At 64.5% G+C, this 13726-nt stretch carries 18 protein-coding genes; 8 read left to right on the plus strand and 10 right to left on the minus strand.

Features of this window, described 5'->3' with window-relative positions; genetic code table 11:
• The 3 genes from EOA27_RS04075 to EOA27_RS04085 all read right to left on the minus strand — a co-directional run.
• Window positions 1–925: BatA domain-containing protein (locus EOA27_RS04075; protein WP_189561953.1), on the minus strand; the 925-nt coding region annotated here is incomplete at its 3' end.
• Complete coding sequence (locus EOA27_RS04080) at window positions 922–1896, minus strand: DUF58 domain-containing protein (protein WP_127255523.1); 975 nt, start codon at window positions 1894–1896, stop codon at window positions 922–924. The genes EOA27_RS04080 and EOA27_RS04075, both read right to left, overlap by 4 nt.
• A complete protein-coding gene (locus EOA27_RS04085) occupies window positions 1896–2900 on the minus strand; it encodes a MoxR family ATPase (protein ID WP_126081636.1) in 1005 nt (334 codons plus the stop codon). The genes EOA27_RS04080 and EOA27_RS04085 overlap by 1 nt, the downstream gene beginning before the upstream one ends.
• Window positions 2901–3056: 156 nt before the next feature.
• Between EOA27_RS04085 and EOA27_RS04090 the strand changes: the two genes are divergently transcribed.
• From EOA27_RS04090 to EOA27_RS04100, 3 genes are read left to right on the plus strand one after another with little or no spacing between them, the layout of a single operon-like run.
• Entirely contained in the window at window positions 3057–3701 is a 645-nt protein-coding gene (locus tag EOA27_RS04090) for a DUF1285 domain-containing protein (protein WP_126083738.1), read from the plus strand.
• Window positions 3701–4333, plus strand: a complete 633-nt coding sequence (locus EOA27_RS04095; protein ID WP_126081637.1) for a CoA pyrophosphatase — start codon at window positions 3701–3703, stop codon at window positions 4331–4333. The genes EOA27_RS04090 and EOA27_RS04095 overlap by 1 nt, the downstream gene beginning before the upstream one ends.
• On the plus strand, window positions 4330–5598 hold the full coding sequence (locus EOA27_RS04100) for a CCA tRNA nucleotidyltransferase (RefSeq protein ID WP_126081638.1): 1269 nt from the start codon (window positions 4330–4332) through the stop codon (window positions 5596–5598). The genes EOA27_RS04095 and EOA27_RS04100 overlap by 4 nt, the downstream gene beginning before the upstream one ends.
• Window positions 5599–5743: 145 nt before the next feature.
• Here the strand turns inward: EOA27_RS04100 and EOA27_RS41915 are convergent, their stop codons facing one another.
• Window positions 5744–5980, minus strand: a complete 237-nt coding sequence (locus EOA27_RS41915) for a S8 family serine peptidase (RefSeq protein ID WP_245491022.1) — start codon at window positions 5978–5980, stop codon at window positions 5744–5746.
• A 399-nt stretch (window positions 5981–6379) separates the two neighbouring features.
• On the opposite strand from EOA27_RS41915, the gene EOA27_RS42920 reads away from it, so the two are divergent.
• Together EOA27_RS42920 and EOA27_RS41920 are read left to right on the plus strand one after the other, a co-directional pair.
• Window positions 6380–6508 (plus strand): hypothetical protein, encoded by a 129-nt coding sequence (locus EOA27_RS42920; protein WP_281059394.1) that lies wholly within the window; start codon window positions 6380–6382, stop codon window positions 6506–6508.
• Window positions 6509–6565: 57 nt separating this feature from the next.
• Window positions 6566–6817 carry a hypothetical protein gene (locus tag EOA27_RS41920; RefSeq protein ID WP_245491023.1) on the plus strand — a complete coding sequence of 84 codons (252 nt, stop codon included), beginning with the start codon at window positions 6566–6568 and terminating at the stop codon, window positions 6815–6817.
• Here EOA27_RS41920 and EOA27_RS04110 read toward each other — a convergent pair.
• The 4 genes from EOA27_RS04110 to hemF all read right to left on the minus strand — a co-directional run bounded on the left by EOA27_RS04110 (window position 6807) and on the right by hemF (window position 9629).
• Complete coding sequence (locus EOA27_RS04110; RefSeq protein WP_126081639.1) at window positions 6807–7385, minus strand: hypothetical protein; 579 nt, start codon at window positions 7383–7385, stop codon at window positions 6807–6809. The two genes, EOA27_RS41920 and EOA27_RS04110, sit on opposite strands and share 11 nt — an antisense overlap.
• A gap of 345 nt (window positions 7386–7730) precedes the next feature.
• Window positions 7731–7916 carry a DUF1059 domain-containing protein gene (locus EOA27_RS04115; protein ID WP_126081640.1) on the minus strand — a complete coding sequence of 62 codons (186 nt, stop codon included), beginning with the start codon at window positions 7914–7916 and terminating at the stop codon, window positions 7731–7733.
• 279 nt (window positions 7917–8195) lie between these two features.
• Complete coding sequence (locus EOA27_RS04120; RefSeq protein ID WP_126081641.1) at window positions 8196–8456, minus strand: DUF1344 domain-containing protein; 261 nt, start codon at window positions 8454–8456, stop codon at window positions 8196–8198.
• A 258-nt stretch (window positions 8457–8714) separates the two neighbouring features.
• The gene (gene hemF, locus EOA27_RS04125) at window positions 8715–9629 is read right to left on the minus strand and encodes an oxygen-dependent coproporphyrinogen oxidase (protein ID WP_126059743.1); all 915 of its coding nucleotides are present in this window, start codon (window positions 9627–9629) and stop codon (window positions 8715–8717) included.
• A 112-nt stretch (window positions 9630–9741) separates the two neighbouring features.
• Between hemF and EOA27_RS04130 the strand changes: the two genes are divergently transcribed.
• Window positions 9742–9999 carry a hypothetical protein gene (locus tag EOA27_RS04130; protein WP_042639873.1) on the plus strand — a complete coding sequence of 86 codons (258 nt, stop codon included), beginning with the start codon at window positions 9742–9744 and terminating at the stop codon, window positions 9997–9999.
• 22 nt (window positions 10000–10021) lie between these two features.
• Here EOA27_RS04130 and soxR read toward each other — a convergent pair whose 3' ends face one another.
• Both soxR and EOA27_RS04140 read right to left on the minus strand, forming a co-directional pair.
• A complete protein-coding gene (gene soxR, locus EOA27_RS04135) occupies window positions 10022–10465 on the minus strand; it encodes a redox-sensitive transcriptional activator SoxR (protein WP_126081642.1) in 444 nt (147 codons plus the stop codon).
• Between the two features lie 208 nt (window positions 10466–10673).
• Window positions 10674–11132 carry a tRNA (cytidine(34)-2'-O)-methyltransferase gene (locus tag EOA27_RS04140; RefSeq protein WP_127255526.1) on the minus strand — a complete coding sequence of 153 codons (459 nt, stop codon included), beginning with the start codon at window positions 11130–11132 and terminating at the stop codon, window positions 10674–10676.
• A 446-nt stretch (window positions 11133–11578) separates the two neighbouring features.
• Between EOA27_RS04140 and EOA27_RS04145 the strand changes: the two genes are divergently transcribed.
• Together EOA27_RS04145 and EOA27_RS04150 are read left to right on the plus strand one after the other, a co-directional pair.
• Entirely contained in the window at window positions 11579–11995 is a 417-nt protein-coding gene (locus EOA27_RS04145; protein ID WP_245466976.1) for a hypothetical protein, read from the plus strand.
• 27 nt (window positions 11996–12022) lie between these two features.
• Window positions 12023–13726, plus strand: a 1704-nt coding sequence (locus EOA27_RS04150) for an ABC transporter ATP-binding protein (RefSeq protein ID WP_145970259.1), incomplete at its 3' end; no start/stop codon positions are given.

Genomic DNA, 13726 nt, shown 5'->3' on the forward strand with positions numbered 1-13726 from the left:
GCACCCGTACCGCGCCCGCCTGGTGCTCGCCGTCGAGCGCGATCGAGGCGAAATCGTTGCGCAGCTCGAAGGGAACCGCCATCGTCGCCGTGGCGGCGGCTTCGCCCGGCGCGAAGGTCAGCGTCGCGTCGGCGATGCGGCGGCCCTTGTCGTCGAAGGCGCCGGCGGTGACCTGCGCCGGCGCCGGATTGCCCGGCGCGCGGATAGCGGTCAAAGCGAAACCGTCGACCTGGTTGTCGGCGCTAGTCAGGCCGGTCACCGAGGGCCGGTCGGACGTGGCCCAGACCAGCCGCTTCGCGTTCTTTTCGAGCAGCGTCTTGAAAGCGGCTTCGTCGCCTTTGGCGGCAAGGCCATCGGCGAGCACCGCGACGCTGGCGCCCGGCAGGCGCTCCAACGCGGCGGCGACGCGGGCATAGACGGCGGGCCTGTCGGTGGGGATCGGCCGCGGCTTGGCGGCGCGCAGATGGTCGAGCGCGGCTGAGGCATCGAAGGGGCCGATCTCGGCGTTGGGCTTCTCGGCAGTGAAGGCGATGACGATCGGCACGCCGTTCGATCCGGCGTCGGCGATCAGCCGCTCGGCGGTGGCGACGCGCTTGCCCCAGTCAGCGGCGCTTGCCCAGCTGTTGTCGATGACAAGCGCCAGGGCGGAACCTTCCGCCGGCAGCTTTTCGCGCGGATTGAAGACCGGCTCGGCCAGCGCCATCACGACAAGCGCCGCCATGAGCAGCCGAAGCAGCGTCAGCCACCACGGGCTTTGCTGCGGGGTTTCCTCGCGTCGGAGGACCCGGGCCAGGATTTTCAGCGGCGGGAAAACTTCCGTCTGCGGCTTGGGCGGGGTGAGCCTGAGCAGCCACCAGATCACCGGCAGCGCCACAAGGCCCCACAGCACCATGGGCGCCCCGAAGGAAAGCGGCAGCCAGCTCATGCGACCGCCTTTCCAGTGGCCTGCGGGGGGTGACCTCTATCGGCCAGCCCTGCATGACCTTTGTCGGCCAGCCCTGCATGACTGCCGTCGGCGGTCATTGCCATGTGGACGCGCACCAGCGCTTCGGAGGCGAGCCGGTCCGTGTGATTGACGGTAAAGCTCCAGCCGAGGCGCTTGCACCATGCGGCCAGCTCATCGCGGCGGGCCCGGTAAAGCAGGCGGTATTCCTCGGCCAGCATCTCGGCGCGACCGGCGGTCAGCTTGTCGCCGGTCTCGGGATCGGTGAACTCGGTGCGGCCGGCATAGGGGAAGGGTTCCTCGGCCGGGGCGGCGACCTCGATAAGGTGCGCGCGCACGCCATGGCGGGCAAGCACCTCGAGCCAGGCCATGGTTTCCTCGACCGGGTCGAGGAAATCGCTGACGAGCACGATGTCGCAGAAGCGGCGGATGGCCGACAGGTCAGGTTTGGCCGGCAGCGCGGCGGCGTGGCTCAGCTGGGCGGCGATGCGCTCGGCGCCGTTGCGGGCGGTGAACGGGTCGGTCAGGCCCGGCCAGGCGATGCGCTCGCCGCTGCGCGACAAAAGCTCGGCCAAGGCGAGCGCCAGCACCAGCGCGCGCGATTCCTTGGAAACGCCAGCGCCGGCCGATTTGTAGAGCATGGAAGGCGAGGGGTCGGCCCAGAGCCAGACGGTGTGCGCGGCTTCCCATTCGCGGTCGCGCACATAGGTATGGTCGTCTCTGGCCGAGCGGCGCCAGTCGATGCGCGAGGAATCGCCTTCGACATAAGGCCGGAACTGCCAGAAATTCTCGCCGATGCCGCGCTTGCGACGGCCGTGCCAACCGGCGATCACCGTATTGACGATGCGCCGCGCCTCGACCAGCAGGTCCGGCACCAGTGAAGCCCGCAACCGGCCGCGGGCGAGCGCGTCGCGCGTCGCAACCGGTGCCTGGACCTCGCCTATTCGACCCATCAGATGCCTTTTGCCAGCTTCGCCACCACGTCGCGCACCGAAGTGCCTTCGGCGCGGGCGGCGAACGTCAGCGCCATGCGGTGCTGCAGCACCGGTTCGGCCAAGGCGCGGACGTCGTCCACCGACGGCGCCAACCTTCCATCATATAGGGCGCGGGCGCGGGTGCACAGGTTCAGCGCCTGGCTGGCGCGGGGGCCCGGCCCCCAGGCGACATGCTTGTCCGTCTCGGCATTGCCCTGGCCGGGCCGGGCCGAACGCACCAGCTTGAGGATCGCCTCGACGACGCTTTCCGGCACCGGCATTCGACGGATCAGCGTCTGGATCTCCTTCAGTCTCGCCGGCTGCAGCACCTTGTCGGCCTTGGCTTCGTCGATGCCGGTCGTTTCGAGCAGGATGCGGCGCTCCGCATCGATCTCCGGATAAAGGATGTCGACCTGCATCAGGAAGCGGTCGAGCTGGGCTTCGGGCAGCGGGTAGGTGCCTTCCTGTTCCAGCGGGTTCTGTGTCGCCAGCACGTGGAAGGGCGAGGGCAGGTCGTGGCGGGCGCCAGCGATTGTGACGTGATATTCCTGCATCGCCTGCAGCAGCGCCGACTGCGTGCGCGGCGAGGCGCGGTTGATCTCGTCGGCCATCAGCAATTGCGTGAAGATCGGACCGGAGATGAAGCGGAAGGAGCGCTTGCCGAACTCGTCCTGCTCCATCACCTCGGAGCCGAGGATGTCCGACGGCATCAGGTCGGGCGTGAACTGGACGCGGCGCGAATCGAGGCCGAGCACGATCCCCAGCGTCTCGACCAGCTTGGTCTTGGCGAGGCCCGGCACGCCGACCAGCAGCGCGTGGCCGCCCGCCAGCAGCGCCACCAGCGTGCGCTCGACGACCGCTTCCTGGCCGAAGATCACCCGGCCGACCGCGTCGCGGACCTTGGAGATGTCGGCCAGCGCTTTTTCAGCTTCCTCGATCATCGCTTTTTCGCTGATCGGGCTTTCCTTGATCATCACGCTCATGCCGTTTCGATCCCTTGTGGTTGGAAATACCGGCCTGCATTCTCAACGTCGCAGAATGCCGCGATTCGGCCCCGCCTGGCGCCTGCATTCGAACTTAAATCACAGACTTGGGCGGACAAGGCTGACAATCGGGACAACAGTGACTATTTCGTGACCATGGCCGAACGCAGCGAACATCGTGAACAAAGCCCGGGTGGGCAGAGCTTGACGAGCGCTACCGAGGCGCGCGGCCTCGAGGCGCTGATCTCGCGCGCGGCCCGGGCGGGCAAGGGGCCGGCGCCGGTCGAGCGCTGGAATCCGGATTTCTGCGGCGACCTCGACATGGAGATCAAGGCGGACGGCACCTGGTTCTATCTTGGCACGCCGATCGGCCGGATGCCGCTGGTGCAGCTCTTTTCCAGCGTGCTGCGCAAAGATGCCGACGGAAAGACCTATCTCGTGACTCCGGTCGAGCGGGTCGGAATCCGGGTCGTCGACGCGCCTTTCATCGCCGTTGAAATGAATGCGTCCGGGAGCGGCGACGAGCAAGTCATCACCTTCCGCACCAATGTCGGCGACGTTGTCGCCGCCGGGCCCGGCCATCCGCTGCGTTTCGTCGACGAGGACGAAACCGGTGGGCTGAAGCCTTATGTGCTGGTGCGCGGACGGCTGGAGGCGCTGGTGGCGCGGGCTGTGATGTATGAGCTGGTCGCGCATGGCGAGGAGATCGACATCGACGGCAAGGCGATGTTCGCCGTCCGCTCGGGCGGCGAGGTCTATCCGATCATGCCGGCCGAAAAACTGAAACGGCTGAGCGCGTGATGGACCAGGTGACGCGGGCGCCGTTTTCGATCGCGGATTTCCGGGCCCGGGCCGCCGCGCAGGCCGCGATTACCCCTGGCGAGGATTTCGGCGATCATCGCTTCAACCCCGATCACCCCAGGCTCCAGCACGTCAAGCCGCTGCGGGACGCGGCCGTGCTCATCCCGGTCGTCGACCGCGCCGAGGGCGCCATGGTGCTGCTCACCAAGCGCGCCGAGAAGCTGCGCAGCCATTCCGGCCAGGTGGCCTTTCCGGGCGGCACGATCGATGCGACCGACCCCAGTCCGGAGGCGACCGCGCTGCGGGAGACTTTCGAGGAGATCGGCCTCGATCGCGGCCATATCGAGATCATCGGCCGCATGCCGGATTATGTATCGGGCAGCGGCTACCGCATCGTGCCGGTGCTTTCGGTGGTGCGCCCCGGCTTTTCGCTGACGCTCAATGCCGACGAAGTCGACGCCGCCTTCGAGGTTCCCTTGAGTTTCCTGATGGACCCGGCCAACCACGCGCGCGACAGCCGCATGTGGAACGATCTCGAATGGTTCTTTTACGATATGCCCTATGGCGACCAGCGAATCTGGGGCGTCACCGCCGGCATCATCCGCACGCTGTATGAAAGGCTTTATGCGTGAGCGTCGAGCTGTCCCTCTCGAGCCAGGCCGGTTGGCTTGGCGACAAGGCCCTGCAGCAATTGCTGGCTGCGCTGAAGCAGGGCGGCGAGGAAGCGCGTGTCGCCGGCGGCGCGGTGCGCAATGCGCTGCTTGGCCAACCGGTGGCCGATATCGACATCGCCGCGACGACACTGCCCGAAGAGACCATCCGGCGCGCGGAGGCGGCCGGCTTCAAGACGGCGCCGACAGGGATCGAACACGGCACCATCACCGTGATTGCGGGTGGCAAGCCCTATGAAGTCACCACGCTGCGCGCTGATGTCGAGACCGACGGCCGCCGGGCGAAAGTGACTTTCGGGCGCGACTGGAAGCTTGATGCCGAGCGGCGCGACTTCACCATCAACGCGCTCTATGCCGAAGCCGACGGCACGGTCGTCGATCTTGTCGGCGGCATTGCCGATATCGAGGCGCGGCGGCTGCGTTTCATCGGCGACGCGGGGGCGCGCATCCGCGAGGATTATCTGCGCATCCTGCGGTTTTTCCGCTTCTTCGCCTGGTATGGCGACGGCCGCCCCGATGCCGAAGGCCTGAAGGCCTGCGCCAGGCTGAAGGAGGGGCTTGCCCAGCTTTCGGCCGAACGCGTCTGGTCCGAACTGAAGAAGCTGCTGTCGGCTCCAGACCCTTCGCGCGCCCTGCTCTGGATGCGCCAGGCCGGCGTGCTGACCGCCGTGCTGCCGGAAAGCGAGAAATGGGGCATCGATGCCATCCACGGGCTGGCCAGGACCGGGAAGGATCTCGGCTGGATCGCCGATCCGATGCTGCGGCTCGAGGCAATCGTCCCGCCCGATGCCGTGCGCATGAAGACGCTTGGCGAGCGGCTGCGGCTTTCGAATGACGAGGCCGCTCGCCTGCGGCACTGGGCGCTGACCATCGCCCCGGACGCGAAGATGACCGAGACCGAACTGGCCAAGAAGCTCTACTACGGCGATCGCGACGGCTATCTCGACCGCATCCGGCTGGCGCTTGCCGCCGCGCGGACGCGTGCCGTGGAAGACAACCAGGCAATGATGGAGGCTGGCGGCCTTTCACGCCTGCTCAACTTCACGCTGAAATGGACAAAACCGGTGTTTCCGATCAAGGGCGCCGACCTGACTGGCCTTGGCGCGTCACCAGGGCCGAAGCTCGGCGCGACGCTGAAGAACCTCGAAAGGGAATGGGTCGGGTCGAGCTTCACCCTGGAACGCGGCGCGCTCATGGAGCGCGCCGCGCAGGCCTTGGAGCCTTAGGTCGTTTCACCATTTCATGGAAACGGCGAACCGCTCTATCTCTTTGTTTTATGCAATTCCGGACGGAAGGCTACGGCGAAGACCTGAGCCTGACCGCTCACACTTTCCTGGAATTGCTCCTGTCGGCCGGGGGGACCCGCGCCTGTCAGTGTATCGCCACGGGAGCCAGCGCCCGCGAGAGACTTGCCTCGCCCTTGCCGTAGATTGACGGGTCGTAGTTGGCCAGCGTGTCCGTGCGGGCCGTGTTGAGCAGGTCATTGGTGATCTGCACCGGCGTCGCCTTGGTGAACTTGCTGCCGATGATCGCGGCGTAGCCCGAGATGATCGGCGCGGCGAAAGACGTTCCATAGAGACCCGTCTTGTCGCCTTCGACGCCGACCAACCAGGAAATTGGCTCTGCACCTGCGTATTGGTACCGGCGTAGTCGGAATACCATGCAAGCTGAGCCTTGTTGGCCGTCGTGCCGTTCGTCGACAGCGCGCCGACGAAGATCGCCGTCGATTTGCCGATCAAAGCGAGATCGAGATAGTCCTGCTGGCCGTTGATGGCCGCGCCAACGGCGACGGCGTCGTTGCCGGCCGCCTTGGAGACGACGGCCGTTCCCCTGGTCGCATAGTTTATGATCGAGGCTTCTTCCGGGGCCCACCAGATCTGATTCACGCTGTAGCCCGCGTTGGTGTACATGCCGTAGCTCAGGTTGAGCACATTAAGACCGCGTGCCAGCGAAACGGTCGTTCCGGTCGAGAAATCCTTGGAGCGGATGGTCGCCGCGGGAGCGATCATGCTCGCCTCCTCGCGCGTCCATTCACCGTGCCGCTGCGTCTGCACGCCGATTCCGAAATTGCCGGAGAAGCGCGACGTGCTGCTGAAATCGTCGACCATGGTGATGGTGACGCCCTTGCCCTTGTAACCGGCGGACCATGCGGCGCCGACGTCGGGGCTCATCCAGTTCTGTAGGGTCTGCGTCGTGCGCGCGACCGGGATCGTGGCGCTTACGCAGATGGACCCGCCGCCATGGCAGAGCGCGGCCATTTCGTCCGGGCTGAGCGCTTCCTGCGCTGATGCCATCGGCGCCGAAAGAATGGCCAAGGCGGCGGCGAGGCCGAACTTCAAGGACTTAACCGACATGTTCATTCTCCAGTCAGACAGAACCAGGACGGGCGATCGTGAGTTTCGGGACAAGATGATTTCATTTGCCTGCCCTCCGATCAGAAAGTGAGACGGTAGTTCAGCCAGAGATGCATGGTCTCCGGCCTGGCGCTGACCAGATACTTCAGCGTTTCCTCAGGCGCGGTCTCCCCCGCCGCCAGCCGGCAATTGACGCTGTAGGTTCCGAACTCGCCGTAGTCGGCCTCGCAGGGCTTTTCCGTCAGATTGCCGCCGATGGTGGTGGTGACCGACAGGGACAGGGTGCTGTTGGGATTCGGATGGGTCTGGGTGAGAAATCCGAGCTTGAGGCTCGGCTCGATACGATATTTCTCGGCTTGCTCGCCGGTGCCGAACCCCCAGAGAAAGCCCGTATCGGGCGTGATCTGGGTGAGGAAGTCGACATGCATGTCGATCCAACTCGCGTGATACCAACGGCTGAAGGAGATCCAGCTTCCGCTCTGCAATTCATAGCCGCCAGTGCCGAGGCCCCTGGCCTTGTCGCTGAGCGGAGAACCCTGATGGACATCGACGAGCGAGGTGGTCCATTCCTGCGCGGCCGCGCCGGACGCGAAGAGGAAGGCGCACGCCAAAAGCACCGCCGTGCAGAAACCGCCTCGGATGTTGGACCGCTCGCGCATGCGCGAAGCACCTCGCCCCACCATTCCGGACAGCGCCTTGATGGCGAAGGGCTTCTCGGGCAGCCGCCTCTGGCCGGATCATGCACGGGAGAATCGCACGCAGACCGTTACCGCCAGGTTATCTAAGCTGTTACGAATATAAGAATTCCCCCGAATTATGGATACACAGCGCCTATGCATGTCGCGTAAAACTAAAAACCTAAAGCGCATGGAGCGAATCTGAAAGATCGCGACGCGCTTTAGGCCGGCGATCGAGGATCGCCGACGAAGAGGGCGGGATGCGAGGCAAGCAGTTTCCCGCCAGCCTTGCCGGCCGGTGACGTCTGGAAGTCCGATCCGGCCCGATCAGGCGGCGTCGCGGACCTTCTGGACGCGCGAGCGGATCGCCTCGATCATCGTCTCGCGGATGATGGTCTCGCCATGCGTTTCACGCATATGCTCGACGGCGCGGCGCATGACCTCCGCTTCTTCCTCGGCGCGCGTATGCCAGTCACAGCCGGGAACCAGCGATCCGCATTGAAATTCCTTCATGGGGATTTTCCTTTCCTCGCGACGGGGCTGCTCAGCCAGAGCGCTCCAGCCATTTGTCTTTATGCAATCCCGCCCAAAGCCGATGCGCGTTTTCGCAGGATTGCCCGGATGGATATCAATAACACATGCCGCCGCTTTCGGTTGCACGAAGGAGTGGCCGAGGGCGGTCGGCGCGGTAAAAGCATGAAACGAAGGGCGAAGCACTGGTGCTCCGCCCTTCGCGCCGCCTGAGCCTGCTATGCCTCGCCGGGTGCGGTTTTCCTGGAATTGCTCCAGCCGTTACTTCATGATCTTGACGGCTTCGGCGATTTTTTTCTTGCCGCTCATGTCCCAGGACACGCGAACCTTCTCACCGGCCTGAATGCCGGGATCCTTGAAGGCCTTGGACAGAGTGAAGGTCGACCCATCGTCGAGAACCAGGCTCATGGCCGTTCCATCAAAGCTCTTCACGGTTCCCGTGGTGTGCTTGGCAGCCGCGAACGCGGCGCCACCGGAGGCGAGGAAGGCGACGGTTGCCGCCGTCACGATAAGCTTGCGCATGGCATGCTCTCCTGGAAATGCAGGCGCCCGTTGGATCAGGCACCTCTCTTAGATCAGGGCCGTCAAGTCGCGTCGAGTCGCGGTCGTGGGACGCGATGATCGCCACCTCTGCCGCCGCCGCTTCCCGGCCCGGCAACCTTAAATAGCTCAATTTTTTCAAAAGGATATTAGACGTAAAAGAAATCCGGCCCGCCACATTGCCTGCCAAGATTCGACGAATGGGACAGCAATGCGGCCACAGCCGCGCTCACCTGATCGTTACGGCCATTTCACCTCGGGGGGCAGGCTGGACAGGATCGAGGCTACATTGCCGCCGGTCTTCAGGCCGAAGATGGTGCCGCGATCGTGAAGCAAGTTGAATTCGACGTAGCGGCCGCGCCGGATCAGCTGTTCGTCGCGCTCGCCATCGGTCCAGTTCTGGTTGAAGTTGCCACGAACCAGATGGGCATAGACGACTAGGAAGGAGCGGCCGACATCCTGTACGAAATTGAGATCGGCGTTCCAGCCGCCCTTGTCCTCGCCCGAATGCAGCCAGTCGAAGAAGATGCCGCCGATGCCGCGCGGCTCGTTGCGATGTGGCAGGAAGAAATATTCGTCGCACCAGGCCTTGAATTTGGGATAGTCGGCGACCGCGGCGTTCTTCTCGCAGGCGAACTGCATAGCGCGATGGAAGGCGATCGTGTCGGGGTCGTCCTGGGTACGGCGACGGTCGAGCACCGGCGTCAGATCGGCGCCGCCGCCAAACCATTGGCGCGTGGTGACGACCATGCGCGTGTTCATGTGCACGGCAGGCACGTTGGGGTTCCAGGGATGCGCAATCAGCGAGATGCCGCTTGCCCAGAAGCGCGGATCCTCCTCGGCGCCGGGTATCTGCTTCCTGAATTCCGGCGAGAATTCGCCATGGACGGTCGAAGTGTGCACCCCGACCTTCTCGAAGACGCGGCCGCGCATCATCGACATGGTGCCGCCGCCACCGCGGCCTTCGTCGCGCTCCCAGGGCGTCTTCTCGAAACGGCCGGGCGACCATGAGGACAGCGGTCCCTGAAGCTCCTGCTCGAGCTGCTCGAAGGTGGCGCAGATACGTTCGCGCAGCGCTTCGAACCAGAGGCGGGCCTTCATCTTCTTCTGCTCGATGTCGGCCGGCAACCCCACCGGTATTTCGGGTCGTTCCAAAAGCTGTCTCCAGTCGCGGCCGACAAATGACTCGTTTTTTCTGCGCGCGATCCCTAATCTGTTAAAGACAAGGGTCAAGTCCTGTCTGATCCAGGTGCAAAGGAGTTCCTTCGTGCGCACCCCGGCAAGACCGCCGCTGGATGGCTTGAAGAAGAGGCTGGAGCGCTCGCGCGCCGAGCGCGCAAACCTGCCGCGCGACGGTTTCCTGCGCGAGACCTTCGTGCTGCCGAGGCCCGCCGCCCGCCTCAAGGCCAAGGAGTGGTTCGAGCGCTTTCCGAAGCAGGCCTACTGGACCGAGATCGAAAGCTGGTTCGAACGCCCAGGCGATGTGATCGAATTCACCATGCGCCGGCTGCCGGCGGCCGACTGAGACATCTTTGGCGGCCAACCCGTCAGCGCACCGCCAGCCTTCTCGCGCCCGTGCCCTCCCGGGCCAGCCGATCTTCCTTGTTCCTCAGCGGGCATTTGTCGATCGACATGCAGCCGCAGCCGATGCAGTCGGTCAGGCCGTCGCGCAATTTCTTGAGCTGGGCGATCTTCTGATCGAGCTCGTCGCGCCAGGCCGTCGAAAGCAGGTTCCAGTCCTCGCGCGTCGGCGTGCGCTCTTCGGGCAGGGACTGGAACGCCCGTGCAATGTCGGCAAGCGAGATGCCGACCTCCTGGGCAACGCGGATGATCGCAACGCGCCTGAGCACATCGCGGCCGTAGCGCCGCTGGTTGCCAGCCGTCCGATGGCTGCGGATCAGCCCGCGCGCCTCGTAGAAATGCAGCGCCGATACCGCGACGCCGCTGCGCATCGCCACTTGGCCGACCGTCAATTCCCTTACCGGAGCCATTCTCAAATTCCTGCTTGACCTCAAGTTAAGTTGAGCTTGTAGCCAGGAAATATCGCTAGGGCAATTGCAGGAGAAGGCGATGTGCGCCTGGGCAGGAATGACGGCGGAAGGGATGGCGGTTCGGGATAGCGCGGAGGCGCGAAAGCTGGCTCATTGTTTCGACGCAATTCCGGGCAGAAAACCGTTTCACACTTTTCCTGGAATTGCTTTAGCCGATCTGGCGGAGCGCTTCGCCGGCGACCATGGCGACCGACAGCGCGACATTGATGCTGCGTGCGCCCGGCCGCATCGGAATGGTCAGTCGGGCATCCGCCGCCTGGTGGACTTGTTCCGTCACGCCGGCGGATTCGCGACCGAACAGAAGGATGTCGCCGGCGGCGAAAGCAAAGCCGGTATAAGCGGCCGTGGCCTTGGTGGTGAGCAGCACAAGGCGGCGCGCATGCGCGTTTCGCCATTCCTCGAAGGCGTGCCAGTCGGCGTGGCGGGTGAGCGTCGCCCTTTCGAGGGAGTCCATGCCGGCCCGTTCCAGCGCCCGGTCGGAGAGCGGGAAGCCGGCAGGCTCGATGATATCGACGGCGATGTCGAGGCAGGCGGCGAAGCGCAGGATGGTCCCGGTGTTGCCGGCGATATCCGGCTGGTAGAGCGCGATGCGGAGACGGTCGTTCATTTTCGCATCCTGCTAATAAGTGGCAGATCGGCCACAGGCATCTCCCGCTTTCGGCGATTTCTGGCCTGTCGGGTGGCCAATTTCTGCGAAGTCGAGTATAGGACCATCATCGTCAACCCGAACCGAATGGAGGGGAACACATGATGACCATGCACATCCAGCGCCTCTCCTGGGCTCTCCTATGCCCAATGGCGGTTTCGGTACGACGATTCTACTGACACTTTAAGTCTTCATCGCACCGATTCCCGCCGAACCCAATTTTCGGCCTTCGAAGGAATCTTGCGATGTTTTTCAAACTGCCAAAGGGGCGCCGCGCCCCAGCTGAACGTGTCGAGACCGACGCTTGCCGCGCCGTTACGACCGATTCGATCCGCGCCTTCGGTCGAATGCCGAGGATCGAGGCCATATCACCCTTTTTAACGCATTTGCATATGGAGGACGGACCAATGTTCGATCCCTACAAGATACCGGGGTCAAGAAGCCTGCATGAGCGCAAGGCGGCGACCTGGGCGCTGCTGATCGGCGAGACCTATTCGTCGGCGGTGCATGCCGAGGAGCGGCGCAGGCCGCATCGCGGCATGCTGCCGGACGTCGATTTCTCGCGCGCGGTGCCCGACCACAGCCGGCCGACGCTGGTGCGCCGGATCATCCGTCTGTTCCGGCCGGGCGACCGAAACCGGGCAGGCTCCGGCTTTTCGTCGGGAAGCCCGGCGCCGTCAGGATCGTCGAACGAGCCTGTCGGCGAAATGCCGGCGAAACCCTATATTGCGAGCAGCAAGGCCGGCGATGCGGATGATTCCGTATCGCCGGCCCGCAATGCCGCGCGGCCGCAAAGCCTAGCCCATCAATCCCGCGCCGCGTGAGCGCGCATAGCATCGTGAGTGCCTGGAATGTTCCGCTGGTTTGAACAGAGGCTCGATCCATTTCCCGCCGCGGAGCCGGTCGAGCCGCCGAAGACGCTGGTCGCGTTTTGCGTGCATTATACGCGCGGCGCCTGGCCCTACATCCTCCTCGATGCGGTGCTGGTGACGGCGATCTCCATCGCCGAAGTGTGGATGTTCGGCTTCATGGGCCGCATCGTCGACTGGCTGTCGGGGCAGAACCGCGAAACCTTCCTGCAGACCGAGAGCTGGAAGCTCGCCGGCATGGCCTTCGTCGTGCTGTTCGCGCTGCCGGGCACGGTCTGGCTGCATTCGCTGCTCAACCAGCAGACGCTGATGGGCAATTATCCCATGCGCATCCGCTGGCAGGTGCACCGCTACCTGCTCAAGCAATCGATGGCGTTCTACCAGGACGAATTCGCCGGCCGCATCGCCACCAAGCTGATGCAGACGGCGCTCGCCGTGCGCGAATGCGTGATCAAGCTGATCGACGTCTTGAACTACGTCATCGTCTATTTCCTCGGCATGCTGTTCATCGTCGGCTCGGCCGACTGGCGGCTGGCGGCACCGCTCGCCGTCTGGCTGGTCGGCTATATCGGGCTGCTGCGCTTTTTCATCCCGAGACTGGGCAAGGTCGGCGAGGAGCAGGCCAATGCCCGCTCGACCATGACCGGCCGCGTCGTCGACAGCTACACCAACATCCAGACGGTGAAGCTGTTCAGCCACGCGCGCCGCGAGGCGACCTTCGCCAGGGAAGGCATGGCGAGCTTCCTTGACACCGTCTACCGTTCGATGCGGCTGGTCACGGTGCTCTACGGCCTGCTCTACATCCTGAACTCGCTGCTTCTGTTCTCGGTGACGGCAATCTCGCTGTGGCTGTGGCTCGGCCAGGCGGTAACGATCGGCGCGGTCGCGGTGGTCATCGGCCTGGTGCTGCGCATGTGGGGCATGTCGCAGTGGATCATGTGGGAGATGTCCGGGCTGTTCGAGAATATCGGCACGGTGCAGGACGGCATCCAGTCGATCTCGCTGCCGCGCCTGGTCGAAGACAGGCAGGGCGCCAGGGACATCGCCGTCAGCCAGGGCGAGATCCGCTTCGAGGACATCCGCTTCCATTACGGCAAGCAGAAGGGCGTCATCGAGAACCTGTCGCTCACCGTGAAATCCGGCGAGAAGGTCGGCATCGTCGGCCGTTCCGGCGCCGGCAAGTCGACGCTGGTCAACCTGCTGCTGCGTTTCTACGACCTGGAAAGCGGCAGGATCCTCGTCGACGGCCAGGAGATCGCGGCGGTGACGCAGGATTCGCTGCGCGCGCAGATCGGCATGGTGACGCAGGACACCTCGCTGCTGCACCGGTCGGTGAAGGAGAACATCCTCTACGGCCGGCCGGACGCGACCGAGGAGATGCTTATCGAAGCGGCGCGGCGGGCGGAGGCGCTCGATTTCATCGCCGGGCTTTCCGACCACAATGGGCGCAAAGGGTTCGGTGCCCATGTCGGCGACCGCGGCGTCAAACTGTCCGGCGGCCAGCGGCAGCGCATCGCGATCGCCCGCGTCATGCTGAAGGACGCGCCGATCCTGATCCTCGACGAGGCGACCTCGGCGCTCGATTCGGAGGCCGAGGCGGCGATCCAGGAGAACCTCTACAAGCTGATGCAGGGCAAGACCGTCATTGCCATCGCGCACCGGCTGTCGACGATCGCGGCAATGGAC

It is taken from the genome of Mesorhizobium sp. M2A.F.Ca.ET.037.01.1.1 (assembly GCF_003998075.1).
Classification (GTDB): domain Bacteria; phylum Pseudomonadota; class Alphaproteobacteria; order Rhizobiales; family Rhizobiaceae; genus Mesorhizobium.